This is a genomic window from Gilvimarinus sp. 1_MG-2023, from assembly GCF_030548285.1.
Genome location: NZ_JAUOSC010000015.1, coordinates 12052 through 29660, shown reverse-complemented (window position 1 = coordinate 29660; position 17609 = coordinate 12052). Strand labels below are relative to the sequence as shown.

Genomic DNA, 17609 nt, shown 5'->3' with positions numbered 1-17609 from the left:
CTATCATTTTGGTACTTGAACTGTACTTGTGAGGAGAATTCATCCCATGGCCGAAACGCCCCAATCTAAACAAGATCTGCCGGCCGAGACGACCAGCTCGACTGCCCCCACCAGTGATACTCCCACCAAGCGTGCGAAGCCATCACGCACAGGGTCGGGGCTGGCTTTGCTTTGCTTGTTTTTGCTTATTGCCACGGCCGGTGTGGGTGGCTGGTACGGTTGGCAGCTATGGCTACAAGTGCAAAACCTTGAACAGCAAGTTGATAATCGGCCGGTACAAGACGCGCATGAGCCTTTCGATCCCGCCCCCTTGGAGCGGCAGCTGGCCGAGCTGCACGAGCGCTATTTGGCTTTGGAAAACCCAGCCCAAGAAATGCAAGAAGAGCAGGCCCAGCGCCGCGCCATGGCTCAGCTGGGGCGACAACTCGCCTCACTAGAGAGCCGTTTGGCGGCGATATCCGGCACCACACGCAACGATTGGAAATTAGCCGAGGCTGCTTTTTTATTGCGTATGGCCAATCAAAAGGTGTTGTTGGAACACAATAGCGTCGAAGCGCTGGCCATGACTCGCGCGGCAGATGCCATTTTACAGGCGCAAGATGATCCGGGATTGTTCGCGGTGCGCCAAGTGTTATCTGATGAAGTCGTTCAGTTACAGCTGGCGGACACCGTTGATAAAGAAGGCATTTACTTGCGCTTGCAGGCGGCGATTGATCAGGTGGGGGCGCTACCGGTGCTGCAGGCCTATCAGCGTCAGTCTAGCAATATCGTACAAGCTGGGTCTGCACCTCAAGCAGATGACGCATGGGGAAAAGTCAAAAACAGTGTGGCCAATGCTTGGCGCACACTGGGTAGTCTGATCCGGGTAACTCGGCATGACGTTAACGTAGCGCCACTTATGGCCCCCGAGCAAGCCTATTTTTTACGGCAGAATTTGCGCTTGATGCTCGAGCAAGCGCAAACCGCGCTACTGCGCGAATCCCAACCGGTTTATCAGCAAAGCCTGCAAGAGTCGATTGCCTGGCTGCAAACCTATTTCGAGCTGTCCGATGCCGCCCGGGTGATGGCTGAAGAGTTAACCGCACTTTCCGATATGGCAGTGCAAGTTGAGCTACCCGATGTGGATCGCGCGCAACGCTTATTGCGCGACTATATTGAGCGTCTGCATCAGGTTCAGTCGGAGGAAGATCTGTGAAAAAGAAGCTGATCCTTCTGCTGCTTGCCATGGTGGGCGGCGCTCTATTACTTCAATTAATGCGCAGTGACAGTGGCTATGTATTGCTTTCGTGGGGGCAAGTGGCTATTGAGATGAGCATCTGGACGGCACTGGCTTTGTGGTTGCTGGGATTTGTCTTGTTTTATTGGGGGTGGCGTCTGCTGAGTGGATCGCGCCGTCTTGGGCGTATGGTGTTCGGCAATCGCAACGCGTCCGTGCGCGCTCAACAAAAAACCTTCTCCGCTCTGGTGAAATATATCGAAGGTAGCTGGCCTCAAGCGCGCAAACAGTTGGTGAAAAGTGCCGCTGGCTCGGCCAATCCATTGGTTAATTATCTCGCTGCCGCTCGCTGCGCCTATGAGCAAGGGGACTTCTCCGCGGCCTTGGATCTGCTCCACAAGGCTGAGAAAAGTAAGCCGGGCAATGAGCTAGCAGTGGCCCTGACCCAAGCTCGCATGCAGCTGGACAGCGATCGCTATGAGCAATGCCTGGCAACACTCAACCGCATCAAACGACTGGCGCCAGAGCACCCGGTTGTATTGGACCTGTTGGCTGATGTCTATTGGGCGCTGGATGATATCGATGCGCTAGAGGAATTATTGCCCAGCTTGCAGTCATTGTCGGGGCGCAGTACACAAGCGCGTAAACAATTAGAGCTGGATATCTATCTGCGTCAGTTAGCTAACTTACAAGCACGCCGCAAAAAAGGCGCGACTGACCAAGAGCAGAAGCAACGGCTGGATGCTATCTGGCAGCGAGTCCCTAAAAAACTACAGCGCGAGCCAGAGTTGATGGCGGCAGTGGCAATGGCGCTGCATGGGTTAGGCGTTGATAATGAAGCAGAACCACTATTACAAAATGCTTTGCAAAGTGAATGGCGGCCCGAGTGGGTGGAGCTTTACGGTCTGATTGGCGCCGATGCCGAGCAACAGCTTAAGGTGGCGACCCGCTGGGAGAAACAACACGATGCCGACGGCGCTATGATGGCAACATTGGGCCGGCTCTGTGGGCGCAATGAGTTGTGGGGTAAGGCGCGAGATTATTTTGCCCAAGCGATAGAAATGAAGCCTGATGCCCAAGTGTATCTCGATTACGCCCAATTACTCGATCAACTGGGCGAGCCTGAAAAGAGTGCCCAACTGTGTCGGCAAGGGTTAAATTGTTTGGCCCAGAAAAAAGTCGCTGCAGGGAGTGAATGTTGATTCCTGTGGGGCAAATTCTGGCGGATATTCCCGAGCAGCTGCCCGAGGAATTATTCACAACTCTGGCCGAGGTGGCCGGAGTGCGTATCGAGCGTATCGTCTCGCGCGGCCACGCCAGTCCTCCCGATTTTTGGTACCAACAAGATGAGCACGAATGGGTGGTTCTACTCAGCGGGGGTGCGGTGCTGCGTTGGGGCACAGGCCAAGAGCAAGCCTTGGCGCCGGGTGATTATGTCATGATTCCAGCCGGAACCCGCCACCGAGTAGAGGGCACTCTCGCCGATGAGGACTCCGTCTGGTTGGCGGTCTTTATTCCGCCATCAGGCACGTGAACTAAGACTTGATGATCGTTCGATGTTATTCAAGCCGCGATGCCCAAAGCGCTAATTTGTGCTGAATGGACTTTTGCGAAACCTGATCTTCTGGTAGCGGTTGAATCAGCTTGTCGTGAACTAACAAACGGTAGATGTACAGCATTCGATCCCCAGCCGAATCGGTTGCCTCAAACTTGGCAGCGCCGCGCTTTTCGGCGTAAACCGATCCCACTCGTAAAGCCTTCTTTGTCAGTTCTTTTTCGTTTTCCAGTTTTTTCATGGCCGTCTCCAGCGCAAAGGTTTTTGCCGAACTCTTAAAACGTTAGAGGAAAAAATCGCCGTGTACAAGATAAACCTGTTAGCGACTTGTTGTTGGTAGCAGCCAGTGCGCCTGGCGGGTTAGAACTACCAGTGCGATAAAGTCGTAGAGCCCGTGCCAAGTGGCGACTAATACATAGCTTTGCGTTGCGTGGTACACCAGCCCAAACGCGATGCTCATTATCAAGGTTAAGATAAAATAGGTGAGTGATAGCCAGTGCATAGCGGCGAATATCAAAGAAGAAAAGATAATCGCCAAACTGATGGGCATCCAGCTGTCCAGCCAGCTTTGCAGCAATACCCGAAACAACAACTCCTCCCCCAAGCCTGCTAAGGTGGCCATCAGGGCGAACTGCAATACAGTCAAAGGCATAAAAAGCTGGCGTAACTGCTGAATATGTCCGGTGAGTTTGCGCTGTAAATAGGGCCAAAATCGTAGGCCGCTGGCAAGTGCTACATAGGTGAGTAAGGCACCGATAATGCCCCATGCCCAAGCACTTGGCCCGGTGGAACCTAGTAGCGGTATCGGGCGATGGGTCAGACAAAGGATGATAAAGGCGACAACACCAAGGCCACCTTCAAACAACGTTAACAGCCAAAAAGTTTTTCGATTCATAGCGAGCATTATACTCCGGGTGTGCTGGAGTGCGGGCGGATGCAAGCCGGTTTCTGGAGAAAAAGGCTTGAGCGAATAATTTGAGCGGTAATATCGGCAACACCACTGGCGAGGAAACAGAGCGCTTGTGCCTTAGTGCGCGGCCCGTCTGTCGCCAAAGACCACCTGCCGGCGCTTGATTGCTTCTCTTAGGAGCGTATTATCGTCACAATGAGCTAGGAAAATAATGATGTTACGTAAACTATAATCTGAACAAGGAGTGACGGTATGTGGGATTTTAATCTCGGGGCGGCCGTGGGTTTGATGCGCAAAACGCTGCCTTTTTTATTGATGCGCCTGGTGGTGTATGTTGGTATTACCCTGGCTTATATGCTGGTTACGGGTATTGGGGCTGGGATTGGCTATGGCTTAACATCCGTGGGGGACGGTCAAGGTGGCGGAGCTTTTATGGGGGGCGCCATTGGTTTTGGTCTGGTCAGTGCGGTTCTCTACTTTGCTCGTGAATACTTGCTCTACTTAATTAAAGCCGGCCACATCGCGGTATTGGTTGAATTAATACAAGATAAAGAGCTGCCCGAAGGTCGATCACAGGTCGAACACGGTCAAGCGGTGGTGAAAGAGCGTTTTAAAGAATCCTCCATTTTGTTCGGCGTCGACCAGTTGATTAAAGGTATTTTGCGTACCCTCAACCGTATGACTATGACGATTTCCAATTTTATTCCTATTCCGGCAATCCGTAGTTTGGTTGGAATCGTGAACAAAATCATCAATGTTTCACTGACCTATGTCGATGAAGTGATATTGGCTTACAATATAAAAACAAATAGTGAAAACCCCTGGCAGTCGAGTAAAACCGCCATCATTCTCTACGCGCAGAACTATAAAGTGATGCTGAAAAATGCGGTGTTTTTGATGTTATTTATGTATGTCGCTGGTTTTGTTATCTTCCTATTGGTACTCGGCCCAGTGGCGGCTATTGCTGCACTGTTTCCCGGAGCGGTTGGGGTGTGGACGGTCGTGTTCTCCGTTTTATTGGCTTGGGGTATCAAAGCGGCCCTGCTGGAGCCTTTGGCAGTTACGGCCATGATGCAGGTGTATTTCAAAACCATTGAAGGCCAAACTCCCAACGCTGAGTGGGAAGAGAAGTTGAACGGAGCGTCTGATAAGTTCCGAGAAATGGGTGAGAAAGCGGTCAGTTATGTGGGCGCGAGTAAAACCTCCGATAAAACCGAACCTGCCTAAACTTATGCGCCGTCTTAAGGGCGGCGCTTATTTGACTGAATGATTACGGCTCGGTGTATGGCTGGCGGCCGGTTAGACCCTTCCTACGTTATATTCACAACGAGCAGCTCGCGTACGGTTTCCCTATCGTGCGCTCTAAATACTCTACACCCCGTCCTAATGTGGGCTGTGAGGCGCCGTAAAGCCCTCGACTGAGACTATTTCCGTCTACTTCCCTCGAAATACACAATTTTTTCGCCAAGTGATGCCACAATTATGACGTGACAAAGTTGTAAAGCACAAAAAATAAAATTAATAACAATAGGTGTAGTTATGACAGAAACCGCCGACGTGGGTGCGGAGCTACTCAAACTGCTGTATATCGCCTCTACCAGTTTAGGTCTATGGACCTGCCTGAGTATCGGCTTGAATAAGCGCTGCCCCGCCAATATCAAGCGGAGCTTATTGCTGTTTATTGGCCTGCTGCTGGTTGTGCCGGTTAACGCTTATCTCGGCTTGATAATGCACCAGCCGCCACCGCTGCTGCACTCACTAGCCAGTACTCTGACGTGGTGCTATGGCCCCCTGCTGCTGATGCTCGTCAATGATACTGTGCAGCGTACGCAAAATAGCCAGCGCTTGCTGCTGCAATTTTTTCCCTTTATCGCTCTGGCGGCCATTCACTATATCAAGCTAGAGTGGTTGCACTTCGGACTCTACTACAGCGCATTGCTTCTGCACGTGGTGATTTATTTAAGTGTTATCGCTGTTAGGTTATACCGCTATCGTAAAAAGCTCGCTATTTTGGGCAGCGAGTTTAGAAACTCTACCTACCATTGGTTGTTGTATTTGATTGCCGGTATGTTCGTTATCCTTATTTACGACAATGTATTGCTGGCATTACTGCACCTTGGTGTTCCGATTCGCTATATCTTTGTCGCAGTCTCTATTGGCGGTCTTTCTTTTTACATTAGTACGATTGCGCTGTTACTTCTCTTGCAACCCCATATGTTTGACCAGCCGGTAGATTCCTATGATTCGCCCACCGACCTTGAATCCACAAAGCCCGCACAAGAGGCGCTAGAGTGCGGCCGGCAAACCGAGCTGTCAGAGGCGGTAGCCGGTACGCTGCAAGAAATGCTTGAGAAGGTGATGAGCGAGCAAAAATTATATTTGGATACCGGTATTAACGTGGCAAAGCTGGCGGCAACACTGGAGATATCAAGTCATCAGTTATCGGAGCTTCTCAACATTCATTTGCATACGAGTTTCTATGATTATTTAAACCGATATCGTTTGCAGGAGGCGTTGGTGCTGATGAACACAGGACCGAAAACGCAAAGTATTACCGATATCGCTTTTGTTTCAGGTTTTAATAATCGCAATACGTTTTATCGGGTGTTTAAAGAAAGTACTGGCCTAACGCCAGGAGAGTACAGAAAGCAACGGCTGGCCGAAGGTGTTGGCCCAGAAACTTTTACTTCAGGAGAGTGACCTATGAAATATATAACCACGATCGTTAGTAAGTTATTTGTGCTGAGTGTGATGCTTGTTTTAACGTCAAAAGCCGCCAGCGCCAGTTTGGAACCTATGCAGTCGCAGGAGTTTGATGAGTTTTATATTGCCGAAAGTATTCAGCTGTCGCCCAGAAGAACGGTTTTTATCGAAGAGGTTCCGGTGAGCTTTTCCAAAGTGTGGTTGAACGAGTTTAGCAATGAAACGTCGAGTAGCTATCGACAATATATTAAAAAAACATACGGCGTCGAGTTCAAGAGACAGATGCAGAAATCATTATCTGAGGCGGGTTGGAAAGTGCTGACCGAGCGCGATAAAGCCAATATAATTGTTCAGCCTAAACTCGATGAGCTTAATATCGTAGCGCCAGAAAAAATTGGTATTAGCGATACAATCCTCGCTCGTTTCGCTGGTAGTTCGGTGATAAATATTGTTATATCTTCGGGCGCTGGCGATACCTTAATGACAATTTCCGATTACGGTACAACACCGGCAACAATTGGCAGTCCGTTCGCTAACCGAAGAACTAATTTTATTTATTTTAAATTGCTGTTAAACAACTGGGCCCAGCTGTCATCTACCTATCTAGATAGCTTAATGGAGGAAATAGAAAAACAGGCTCAGTAATTTTGTGAACCCGCGTGGCGTGTGTTTTGAGCGGTAGCGCCCGCGGTCACCATTCAAAACGCAACCCTAGCAGTGGTAAGAGGCTGCCTTCTTCTGGTTTTATCGTGCCGCTGCGTTCGTTAAAGTTAATGTTGGAGGGGTTTTCTTCGCCCAATAAGTTAATGATGTCAATAAACGCAATAACTTGTGTAGCCCCTAGCGGGCGGCGGTAGTCGAGTCGAATATTGAGTGAGCCATAGTCATCGTAGCGCAAATTATTTTGGCCGATGGTTTCTCTGCTGTAACGCACCGGTTGCCCGTCGCCCAGTACATTCGCATGCACAATGTAATTGCCATAGGGTAGACCAGAGGCCCACTTCCAGCGGCCAGATAATTTCCAGCGAGCATTGATTTCCCAGACGCCGCCCACGCTCAATGCGTGTGGCCGGTGGTAATCGGCGTCGTATTCGGGCAGGCCGGCAGCATCGCGCTGCTGCGTCTGGTTATACGAGTAGGTGGCACTGGCCGACCAGCCGTAAGCGAACTGGCGGGTTAGTGCAGCGTCGATTCCCCAGGAGGTACCCGCCCCGGAGTTGGAATAGGTTTGCGTGACGGCGTCGCGCTGTACTACTAGCTCGCGCCGCTGCTGGTAGTAAGGTTCGATAAACATTTCCCAGCGTTGGTTTAGTTGGTAGTGTACACCTAGGCTGATCTGATCGATACTTTCGTAGCCTAAGGTGGCGTCACTGGTATTCCCTGCGAGGTCATCTAGGCGGGGCATTTGCACATAGCGGCCCACAGTGGCGCTGACGCCGGCTCGGTCCGAGACTTGCCATGAGACGGCCAACCGGGGTGACAGCTCGCCGTCACTGGTAAATTTATCGCCCTCATACCGAAGCCCGGCGCGCCAATCCCAAGCGCCAAGGGTAAATTCTTGATCGATATACGCGGCATATTGCAGCGCGCGGGCGCGATAATCGGTATTGACCGCGGCAGGGGTAAGTACAACGTAGCGCTGTTCGGGGTTGGGACGGAAGCTACTAGCTTGATACTCGTAGCGGTTCCACGGTCCATCAATCGCGCGCTGCAGGGTAAGGTCAGATTGGCTGAGCCGGGTCCCCGCGCTCAATCGCCCGAGAGCATTATTATCACTGAAATCTAAACGCCAGCCGATTTCGCTGTCGTCTTGATGCGCACTAATAATTGGCTGGCGGCGCGGTATTAATTGCGCTGGGGTATCGGTGGCAACCTGTTCCGGGTAAGCCTCACCCGTTTGAGTATCTTCACCATAGTGGCGGTAGTACAGCTTGTGTTGCAGGCTGGCATTTTGCCCCAGAAGTTGTTGGTAGGTCGCGACCAGCAGTGTGTTGTCGGACGCCTGCTCAACCAGTCCGACGTTGTCGTACACCCCTGGGGTGTCATTATCCGAGGCCAGCACGTTGTCCATGTCGCGTGAATAGCGTTCGGGCGCGTAGATGGCCAAAAATTCCAGGCTGTTGCCGCCGGTAAGCGCGGTATGGGTTTTAAGAATAACGTGGGTGACCTCCGGCTCACCCACGTCATCGAGACCAACGGCTTCGAATAAGCGACCAAAGTTGAGCTGTCGCGCCGAAAAGAGCACGCTGGTATTGGCATGCAGATAGCTGGGGCCATCGTAGCCCAGTTCTACTCCAGCGATATCAAGCCGTGCAGTGTAGGCTGGGGTTTGTGGGTTGCCCCGGGCGACCTCCAGCTGCAATAGTGAGCCGGCGCGCCCGCCGTAGGCCGCGGACCAGCCGCCGGGTTGAAAATCAGCACTGCCCACCGTGTTGGGGGCAAACACGCTGTAGCGTCCACCATCTTGAGCGTCGCTCAAGTCGCCAAAACTATCGCTAAAATGAACCACGCGCGCAAAGGGCACGCCGTCGACCAGAATTAAGTTATCCCGCGGTCCGCTACCGCGTACGGTAAAACTGGAGTAGGCACCAGAGGAGAACAGCCCCGGCATTCCATCCAGTGCGCGCAATACATCGCTGCCACTGCCTGCGGCACTGCGCAGGGCTTCGCGGTCTTTGCGGCTCGCCCCAGTAGAGCTAAGCCAGCCGCCACCTATACTGTTGCCGATGACAACCAGCTCTTCTACCTGCTTGTTGGCGCTGGCCAGTGACAGATCAAGCGGGGTAATTTTATCCTCAATCAAGCGTACGCTAGGCAGGCGCGCGGTGACATATCCTGCGCGGCTGACCGTCACCTCGTAGAGCCCAGCGTCCAACCCCTCAAAGCGGGCAATGCCCGACTCGTCGGTGAGTCCTTGCCAGGTTTGGTTTTGACGGTCGCTCACCCGTACCTCTGTGCTGCTCAGCGGGCGCTGGTTGGTTTGGTCGCGAATAGTCAGATGCAAATCGGCCGCCCACAATGGCTGGCACAGCAATAGTGCAGTAAGCGGCCAGAATCGGCGGTGTATGGCGGGCTGGGCGCGTAGCGTCATTATTCGTCCTTAAATACAGATCGGTGATAGCAATACTCAACTATACGTTGGCGTCGGCGTTTAGATGACCGGCGCGACGGCTTGGTACGCGCCGCAGTCTGCGGCAGCATGCCAGTCGAGGTATCTATGAAAGGTAGCAGGTAATAAGGTGTTGGGCCGTGGCGCAAATTAGCTCTGGCAGGGTATTGCCGCGCGGTGGCTGTTGTTGGCCCGTGTCTGGCGGGCTGAATTAGAGGTGATTGCTCAAGGCTTGCTGCCATTCGGGGCTGTCTGGGCCAACCACACACTGGCCGTCGCGGCGCATATTGAGGCGCAGCTGGCAGCGCTGAATCTCGCCGCTAAATTCCTGCGCTGGGATGTGCCGCACGGCGGCCAGGATTTGTTGGTTGAAAGCCGAGTCGTCGTTATTGAGTGTGTAGAAAACCCATTTACCTTCGCGGCTCGCCGTGACGATATTGGCTTTTAGCAATATTTTTAGATTGCGTGAGACATTGTAGTGCGACTCCCCCAGCACATCCATGGCTTCTGCGACACAAATTCTTTGATCAATATGCGCCAGAAGCCAAAACAGTCTAAGCCGGTTTGGGTCCGCTAATGCTTTAAGTGTATCGATATAATTGTTCAGCATTACAACCTCAGTCGCTCTATCTATAGTAAGTCGCTAGAGTATCAAACTAAAGAGCACCCCGCCGAAAACAGCCATAGCCAGCACAATAGTCACAAAAGCGACCACCGCTCGGGGTTTTAGCACGGTAGAGACAATGGCAATTTCTGGCAAGCTGGCGCCTGTGCCACCAATCAGCAGGGCCATGGCGGCGCCCATACCCATTCCTTTGCCGATTAGGACATCGAGTAGTGGTAGCGCCATCTCGATGCGCAAATATAAAGGTACGCTGATCACCGCCGCAACCGGAATGGCGAACCAATTATCGTTGCCTACGTATTTCTCGACAATGTCGGCGGGCAAAAATACCGCCGACAGCGCACTGATGGCCGCACCAATCAAAACATAAGGGGTGATTTTTTTGAACAGCGCCCACGCAAAGCGCATAGCGCGCTTTAATTTTTCTTTGTGGCTGTCGGCATCGGCAGTCGATGCTGCGCAGGTTGCAGCGCCGCTGCAATTGTCGACTGCCAATGCTTTATCTTCCTCCTCCATAATAAATTCGACTTCGTGGTCTTTGACCGATGCAGGTGCGGCATTGCCACAGCTGGCTTCGGGTTCGACAAGATCGCGCTTAACGGCATGTTTAAGACTGGTACAGCCAATAATATAACCGGCCGCGATGGCGCAACTTAGAGTAAGGGCAAAATAAATGGCGGCAATTTTAAGGCCAAAAGTCGCCATAATCAGTCCTACGACGACAAAATTGGTGAGGGGGGCCGAGATTAAAAAGCTAAACACCGTGCCAGTGGCAACTCCCATTTGCACCATACCGATCATTACCGGAATCATTGCAGCGCTGCAAAAGGGCGTTAGTATCCCCATAAGTCCACCGATAATGGGGCCGCGACTTTCGTGCTGTTGCAGTTTACTTTGCAGCTTCTCTTGCGGGACATAGTGTCTTACTACACCGGTAAGTACAGATACGGCAGCGATAATAAGAAGTAACCAACCACCGATATAAATAAATTCTTGCAGGGCCATTGCCCAATTGTTTTCTGACATCTTCGATTCTCCTGTTCTCATATGCATAAATGTGCATGTGTGCGTATATTGTCGGGAGAAAGATGTGCTGTCAAGTGGTAGAGAGGTTTGGCATCGGTTGAGTAACGCGGTCGGATCACTTCTTGTTGGGCAATTCGGTATAATTATCGGCATGATAAATCTGCAATATCGACAGCCCTGCGCGGCAGCGCCCGTTCTCTACTCCTTCCGCCGCTGCCCGTATGCAATGCGTGCCAGGTTGGCGCTGCTGTTTGCCCAGCAAACGGTGCAGTTACGGGAGGTTGTGCTTAAAAACAAACCCGCCGTTATGCTTGCTCTCAGCCCTAAAGGTACTGTGCCTGTCCTGCAGCTTGGCGATGGCTCAGTGATTGAGGAGAGTCTTGATATTATGCGCTGGGCCTTGGCGCAGAGCGATCCGTATAATTTATTGCGGCCCGAGGTGGTAAAGCAGGCCAACACACTGATTGAGCAAAATGACTCGGAGTTTAAGTACTGGCTGGATCGCTACAAGTATGCCGACCGCCATCCAGAGTTATCGCAACACGAATATCGATTGCGTGGCGAAGAATTTTTGCAGCAGCTGGAGAGTCGGTTAGCGGACAAGCGCTTTTTATTAGCGGACGAATTAACCTTGGCGGATATCGGTGTTATGCCTTTTGTGCGGCAATTCGCCCATGTTGAGCGCGACACATTCTACGCATTACCCTATCCCAAGTTGCAACAGTGGTTGAGAGCATGGTTGGAGCACCCACTGTTTATTCAGGCCATGACCAAATATTCACCCTGGCAGCCAGAGCAATTGCCGGTGTTGTTTCCCTCGTAGCAGGCTTACCGCTACACTGATGTGACAGTGAACGATTAACGGAGTAAGCCAAATGAAAATTCTACTGTTCTTGGGGACGGTCCGCGATAGCACCCCGCCCAAGCCCGCGCGTTTAGGGCAGCGAGTGGCTGAGGCGTGCCTAGCCTGTTGGCGCAGCGGTTTTGCCGAGCACGAGGTGGAGCTGATTGACGCACTGGATTACCCGGCCGAGGCAGTGTTTAAGCCGCATTTTGCTTACGCAGATGGCCGCGCACCGGCTGCTCTTGATACATTGGCGCAAAAAATTGAACAAGCTGATGCATATATTATGATCAGCCCTGAGTACAATCACAGCTTAAGCCCGGCGCTGTCCAATTTACTCAATCATTTTGGCAGTTCATTATTCTCTTACAAACCGAGCGCAATCGTGACCTACTCAGCGGGGCAGTGGGGCGGTATGCGGGCAGCACTAGGTATGCGCACCTTCCTGTCGGAGCTCGGATGTTTACCGGTTTCTGCCATGGTTCATGTACCCAAAGCGCAAACGGTATTCGATGAGCAAGGCGTGGCAATGCCCGGCGAGGATCAGGCCGCCTGGTTTAATTATTTTGGCCGCAGTTTTAATCAGCTGGTGTGGTGGGCACAGGCCGCCGCCGAACAGAAAAAACAGAGTGACCCTCAAGCTTTGGTTAAACCTTTCACCAAAGCTCCTTCCGAGCGCAACGCCCCTTAATGGTTATGACGTGCATTGGCACATCAATAAAGAAACGTTGGGCAGGTCTGCCTGGGAGATTGTAAACACTACAGCGCATGGCAGTTATTGCATAAAAAACAGCTAAATATAGGGTTAAATACGCATAATTTACGTGTATTACCTCGGCCCGGTTTTTGCTCTACCTCTGATGACTGATTATTAACTCTTAGGAGGTAACTATGTCTACATCAGTACAAGGCAAAACAGTGGCCATTCTGGCAGCCGATGGCTTTGAAGAGTCTGAGCTAGCATCACCGCGTGAGGCATTAACCTCGGCAGAGGTGAATGTTGAAATCGTTTCGCCCAATGGCTGGCAAATCACGGCTTGGGCAAAAACTAATTGGGGTCAAGAGTATACCGTCGACAAAACGCTGGAAGATACCAATAGTGACGACTATGATATGTTAATTCTACCGGGCGGTTTATTTAATCCCGATACTTTGCGAACCGATCCGGCAGCGCTGGAGTTTATCCGAGACTTTTTTCGGCAACACAAACCCGTTGCCGCTATTTGTCATGCACCTTGGGTACTGATCAGCGCTGGCGTAGCTAATGACCGGGACTTAACTTCTTATCCTTCGGTTAAAGACGATTTAATTAACGCCGGTGCGCGCTGGCACGATCGCTCAGTTGTGGTTGATAAAGGGCTGGTCACCAGTCGCAGTCCCGATGACCTTGAAGACTTTAATACTAAAGTGTTAGAGGAGCTGGCAGAGGGTAAGCATAAGCGCCAAGTGGCTTAAGCAATAATCGATGCAGTCGTATCGCTGTGTTAATTTTACTCAACCCATTACCATTAAAAAAGGAATAAATCATGGATTTAATACGAGTCATACTGTCAATTTTACTGCCCCCACTGGGGGTGTTTTTACAGGTTGGTTTCGGCATGCACTTTTGGTTGAATATCGTGTTGACCCTGTGTGGCTACATCCCAGGTATTGTTCATGCAATATGGATTATTGCCAAGAAGTAAGTAACGAGTTCTACGTATAAAAAGGCGGGTTTAAGAGCTCGCCTTTTTTCGTCGAGTAAAATATAAAAATACCGCGCTAAAAAATTTCGGTATAGAACAGTATTGGTTTTCATAATAAATAAAAGTTTTAATTTCGTTAACTTTTTCCTACCATAGCTTGTGATATTTTCGCTTTCCCCCTTCTTTTTAAACGGCCATAAAATCTGATAACTATATACGATCGCTAATGCCACTTTATGAATCGCGCTGGCAATGTTAATGGCTTGGCATAATAGTATTCAAAATTTAATATATTTAAGGCTCTGTTGGAGTGCCTGATAGTTTATCAGTTGGGAAAGTACGCTATACAATAGATAAATTATATCTATTTTGGCGGTATTGGCACGCTAAATTTTGTGCTTTAGAAGGTGTCGACAATATAAAGGGTGGCTCATCACTTCAGTCCAGATCAGTGATAAACCAGTGTCAGCCTTGTAAGGTTGTTTATATACCCTATAAGTATGTTCCGGATTGGCGCGGAATTTTACATTCTGCGACTTGGCTAGAGTGAGCTTTGTGAGATTCGTGTCGCGTGCTGGGTTAGGGCTATTAACTTACAAGTTTGATGTGCTGAAAAGCCTAAGGCTTAAGTGATCTGTAGGGGGGGAGGGTCAAGCTTTTACCGTGTAATCTGAATACACTTTTTAATTTATAGGGAATCCTTCATAATAGCCCATAAATCAACGATTATATCTGCTATTTTTGATGACTAAGTATAAAAATAACAACCTTCAAGAATAGCCAATGACCATGGAGCAACCAATCTATGTTAGGGATTAGTAAAACCGCTATTATTTCATGTGTTCTATTTTGTTCGACATACAGCCTGATGGCTATGTCTGCACAGTCAGAAGATTCGGTTGAGGATATCGTCAGTCAGATAAAGCTTCTGGAAAAAGAAAGAGACCCAAAGTGTTATGCGACTGCATCTAGATTAGAAGATTTTATGTTTGGAACACCTCTTTCTAAAGAGGCACGTTTCAGTAAAAACTTAATGCAGAAGGAGTTTGCCAAATTCATTTGGAAGAGCGCTAGTGAAATAGCACTTAAGAATGATTTGTCCACAGTAAATTTAGATGTTTTAAATCAAGCTTTGAAAAGTTCAATAAGCTATCAACGAGGTGAAAATGATCACTGGCAGATCATTTACCCTAACAAGCAAGAAATTAGAATTAATAAAATTGATAAGCGTCAATACTCTACAGTTGCTTATTCTTTGCGAGCGATCTTAGCGGTACAGCAAGAGTCACTGTTTGATGCTAATTCAAAACTTTTGCCAATTAGCCAAGAAGTGATCGAAAAATTAAAGGAAGCATTGGATCTGCACAGTTTGGCAGTTTTAAAAATCTCAGATGCAAAAGCTAGAAAGAATGATAGCCATGAAGTCTCGGTTGAAAATTTGGTCGAAGTTTGGACGGAGTTATTGGGGGCGAGTAATCTAGATAAGATCGCAGATAAAGAAAGTAAAGATTCTGTGGGGAGGGAAGATTCTCATTTGGCAGATTTGTCACTGGTCAAAAAAATAATAAAACAAAAAGTCGACTCATACGAGGTCTACAATAATATAACTGAACAAATATTTGTAAGAAATTTACAGGTGTATTTTGCGCGAGTTAGTTGGCCTAAGGATCCGGGTGAGGCCAAAAAGTTTCAAAGTCTCTATATTGACACGCTAATTCTGTTTTCTCGGGATTTTTATCTGGAGTCAGAAAAAATTGCTCTTGCTAAGGGGCATGAAACCATTCAAGAAAGTGACGTGCAAGATTTGATTGATGTTTTTATGCCACATCAAATCAATGAATATGAAGATGCATTATTCTTTCCTAAGTTGGAAGCAAAAAAACAAGTTGCTATAGAGTCTTATGATATGGACTCATTTCGAGACAGCGGCCTGCATTGGCGCTATTTAGAATTTGCATTAAATTCTCCTGATTTTAATGCAAAGCTTCAGCCGGACCCTTTTGCTTTAGAACTTATTGTAGAGAATATAGCTCAGTTTGGTGTCTTGTCATTGAGAACGGCTGGTGAAATTGCAAAATCTGAAAAAAAGGAGAGGATTTCATCTGACGTCTTTGTCACCGGACTGAAGTCTATACAGAAGAAGGTTGATGAGCACGCAACAATTAAGAGTGTCTATGGGGGCAATAATGTAATCGTTTCTTCTGATAAGGATTACACAAGTAAGTCAGATAATAAGTTTTTTACCGATGTCTCGTCCGAAGCTGGCATTGATTTTATGCATCGCACATCAGACTGGCTTAACCGCCAGTTAAGAAGTTATCTGGATAAAGGTAAGGGGGTAGGGGTTATCACGATTCCTCCAGCATTTGGTGGCGGTGGGGTCGCTGCGGAGGATATTAATAACGATGGGTATGATGACATTCTAATTCTAGGTGGCTTAGGTAATAAGCTGTACCTAAACCAAAGTGGAAAGAGATTTGTGGATATAACGGAGTCCTCTGGTTTAGGGTGGTTGCGAGAGTCAGACAATACCCCTGGTGAGCCTCGACAACCCATTATTGCTGACTTAGATAATGATGGTCTTCAGGATATTGTCATTACTTATGTGGAAGATATTCATCGAGTCTACAAGAATTTGGGCGATGGAAAATTTGAAGACGTCACTGATAGGGCTAATTTAGGAGGTGTTGGTTTAATAGGTGGGCCGGCCACTGTGGCTGATTTTGATAATGATGGTTTGCTGGATATCTATATTACTTATTTTGGCCATTACACGAAGGGTGTCTTGCCTACTCTAAAAAGAAGAAACGACAATGGGTTGCCCAATCAATTGTTTAAAAACATGGGTGATTTTAAATTTAAAAATATCAGTGAAGGCAGCGGCACTGAAAATACCGGTTGGGGGCAAGCTGTGGCCCATACAGATCTTGATGGGGATGGCCTGCAAGATATTATTGTTGGAAATGATTTTGGTGTTAATGCGTATTTGAAAAACCTTGGGAATAATAAATTCAAAGATATTTCGAAAGAAATAGGCACTGACAAGCCATCCTACACAATGAATATTGGTATTGCCGATTTAAATCAAGATTTACAGCCGGATATATACATATCAAATATTGTGACTATGAATAAAGATGAAAAATATGTTTTGCCCAATGAAGATACAACTATGAAGTTCAACGCTGAAAAGCTGGCAAATATGAGAGTTGTCGAGGCGAATGATTTGTTTTTATCTAAGTCGGTCGATAATCCTTCATATGAATTAAGTGATGCTGTTGGAAGGGGGTATTCATCTACAGGATGGTCATGGGATGCTGATTTTTTCGATTTTGATAATGATGGGGATAATGATTTATATGTCACCAATGGTATGAATGAATTTAATATTTATAGTAATGAAAATCCATATTATACCGATCCAAATTCCAATGAAGAAAAGAATGTCTATATTCCAGTGTCGACAAAAGAGTCTAATGTGTTCTTTGTTAATCAAAATGGAAAGCTGAATAATCGATCGAAAGAATCGGGAATGGACTTGGTTGGTAACTCAAGAAGTGCAGCCTATTTGGACTTTGATAATGATGGTGATTTAGACGTTATTCTTAATAACTATCACGAGAAAGCGTATTTCTATAGGAATGAATTGGGCGAATCGAGCTGGGTGAAAATTAAGCTTGTTGGTAACCCGGATAAAGGTGTATCTAGAGACGCCATTGGTGCGCGTATCGTGCTTTATACCTCTGCTGGGCAGAAAATCTGGAGAGAGATTCATAGCACAATTGGCTATATGTCGGTTCATCCGAAAGAGCAGCATATCGGCTTGGGTGATAATGCAATTGTTAAAGTGGATATTGTTTGGCCAAATGGAGAGAAAACAGTTCTAAATACGTTAGCTCTGAATCGTTCTCATGTAGTGAAACAGAAGTAATTTAA

At 48.4% G+C, this 17609-nt stretch carries 16 protein-coding genes; 11 read left to right on the top strand and 5 right to left on the bottom strand.

All coding sequences use genetic code 11. The features are described from left to right. The first annotated feature begins 46 nt into the window (after positions 1–46). The 3 genes from Q4563_RS14105 to Q4563_RS14095 are packed head-to-tail and all read left to right on the top strand — an operon-like array spanning position 47 to position 2750. Positions 47–1195: a uroporphyrinogen-III C-methyltransferase gene (locus Q4563_RS14105; RefSeq protein WP_303604903.1), complete on the top strand. Its 1149-nt coding sequence runs from the start codon at positions 47–49 to the stop codon at positions 1193–1195. Beyond that, on the top strand, positions 1192–2418 hold the full coding sequence (locus Q4563_RS14100; protein ID WP_303604902.1) for a heme biosynthesis HemY N-terminal domain-containing protein: 1227 nt from the start codon (positions 1192–1194) through the stop codon (positions 2416–2418). Before Q4563_RS14105 ends, Q4563_RS14100 begins: the two co-directional genes overlap by 4 nt. Further along, on the top strand, positions 2412–2750 hold the full coding sequence (locus Q4563_RS14095; protein WP_215975075.1) for a cupin domain-containing protein: 339 nt from the start codon (positions 2412–2414) through the stop codon (positions 2748–2750). The genes Q4563_RS14100 and Q4563_RS14095 overlap by 7 nt, the downstream gene beginning before the upstream one ends. 25 nt (positions 2751–2775) lie before the next feature. On the opposite strand, the gene Q4563_RS14090 is transcribed toward Q4563_RS14095, so the two are convergent. Both Q4563_RS14090 and Q4563_RS14085 read right to left on the bottom strand, forming a co-directional pair. Further along, positions 2776–3012, bottom strand: coding sequence for a DUF5062 family protein (locus tag Q4563_RS14090; protein WP_215975076.1), 237 nt, complete (start codon positions 3010–3012; stop codon positions 2776–2778). A gap of 78 nt (positions 3013–3090) precedes the next feature. Next, complete coding sequence (locus tag Q4563_RS14085) at positions 3091–3666, bottom strand: CPBP family intramembrane glutamic endopeptidase (protein WP_303604901.1); 576 nt, start codon at positions 3664–3666, stop codon at positions 3091–3093. 267 nt (positions 3667–3933) lie between these two features. On the opposite strand from Q4563_RS14085, the gene Q4563_RS14080 reads away from it, so the two are divergent. The 3 genes from Q4563_RS14080 to Q4563_RS14070 all read left to right on the top strand — a co-directional run bounded on the left by Q4563_RS14080 (position 3934) and on the right by Q4563_RS14070 (position 7029). Further along, the gene (locus Q4563_RS14080) at positions 3934–4908 is read left to right on the top strand and encodes a hypothetical protein (protein WP_303604900.1); all 975 of its coding nucleotides are present in this window, start codon (positions 3934–3936) and stop codon (positions 4906–4908) included. 312 nt (positions 4909–5220) lie between these two features. Next, a complete protein-coding gene (locus Q4563_RS14075) occupies positions 5221–6381 on the top strand; it encodes a helix-turn-helix domain-containing protein (protein WP_303604899.1) in 1161 nt (386 codons plus the stop codon). Between the two features lie 3 nt (positions 6382–6384). After that, complete coding sequence (locus tag Q4563_RS14070) at positions 6385–7029, top strand: hypothetical protein (protein WP_303604898.1); 645 nt, start codon at positions 6385–6387, stop codon at positions 7027–7029. A gap of 46 nt (positions 7030–7075) precedes the next feature. On the opposite strand, the gene Q4563_RS14065 is transcribed toward Q4563_RS14070, so the two are convergent. From Q4563_RS14065 to Q4563_RS14055, 3 genes are all read right to left on the bottom strand, one after another. Beyond that, positions 7076–9475 carry a TonB-dependent receptor gene (locus tag Q4563_RS14065; protein ID WP_303604897.1) on the bottom strand — a complete coding sequence of 800 codons (2400 nt, stop codon included), beginning with the start codon at positions 9473–9475 and terminating at the stop codon, positions 7076–7078. 229 nt (positions 9476–9704) lie between these two features. Continuing rightward, positions 9705–10103: an ArsR/SmtB family transcription factor gene (locus tag Q4563_RS14060; protein WP_303604896.1), complete on the bottom strand. Its 399-nt coding sequence runs from the start codon at positions 10101–10103 to the stop codon at positions 9705–9707. 33 nt (positions 10104–10136) lie between these two features. Further along, positions 10137–11144 (bottom strand): permease, encoded by a 1008-nt coding sequence (locus Q4563_RS14055; protein WP_303604895.1) that lies wholly within the window; start codon positions 11142–11144, stop codon positions 10137–10139. A 151-nt stretch (positions 11145–11295) separates the two neighbouring features. Here Q4563_RS14055 and Q4563_RS14050 point away from each other — a divergent pair, with 151 nt between their 5' ends. The 5 genes from Q4563_RS14050 (at position 11296) to Q4563_RS14030 (ending at position 17604) form a co-directional block, all read left to right on the top strand. Beyond that, entirely contained in the window at positions 11296–11967 is a 672-nt protein-coding gene (locus Q4563_RS14050; RefSeq protein WP_215975085.1) for a glutathione S-transferase, read from the top strand. Between the two features lie 52 nt (positions 11968–12019). Beyond that, positions 12020–12679: an NADPH-dependent FMN reductase gene (locus tag Q4563_RS14045; RefSeq protein WP_303604894.1), complete on the top strand. Its 660-nt coding sequence runs from the start codon at positions 12020–12022 to the stop codon at positions 12677–12679. Between the two features lie 200 nt (positions 12680–12879). Then, positions 12880–13443: a type 1 glutamine amidotransferase domain-containing protein gene (locus Q4563_RS14040; protein WP_303604893.1), complete on the top strand. Its 564-nt coding sequence runs from the start codon at positions 12880–12882 to the stop codon at positions 13441–13443. Positions 13444–13514: 71 nt separating this feature from the next. Then, complete coding sequence (locus Q4563_RS14035; RefSeq protein ID WP_303604892.1) at positions 13515–13673, top strand: YqaE/Pmp3 family membrane protein; 159 nt, start codon at positions 13515–13517, stop codon at positions 13671–13673. An 805-nt stretch (positions 13674–14478) separates the two neighbouring features. Further along, complete coding sequence (locus Q4563_RS14030; RefSeq protein WP_303604891.1) at positions 14479–17604, top strand: CRTAC1 family protein; 3126 nt, start codon at positions 14479–14481, stop codon at positions 17602–17604. The last annotated feature ends 5 nt before the right edge of the window (positions 17605–17609 follow it).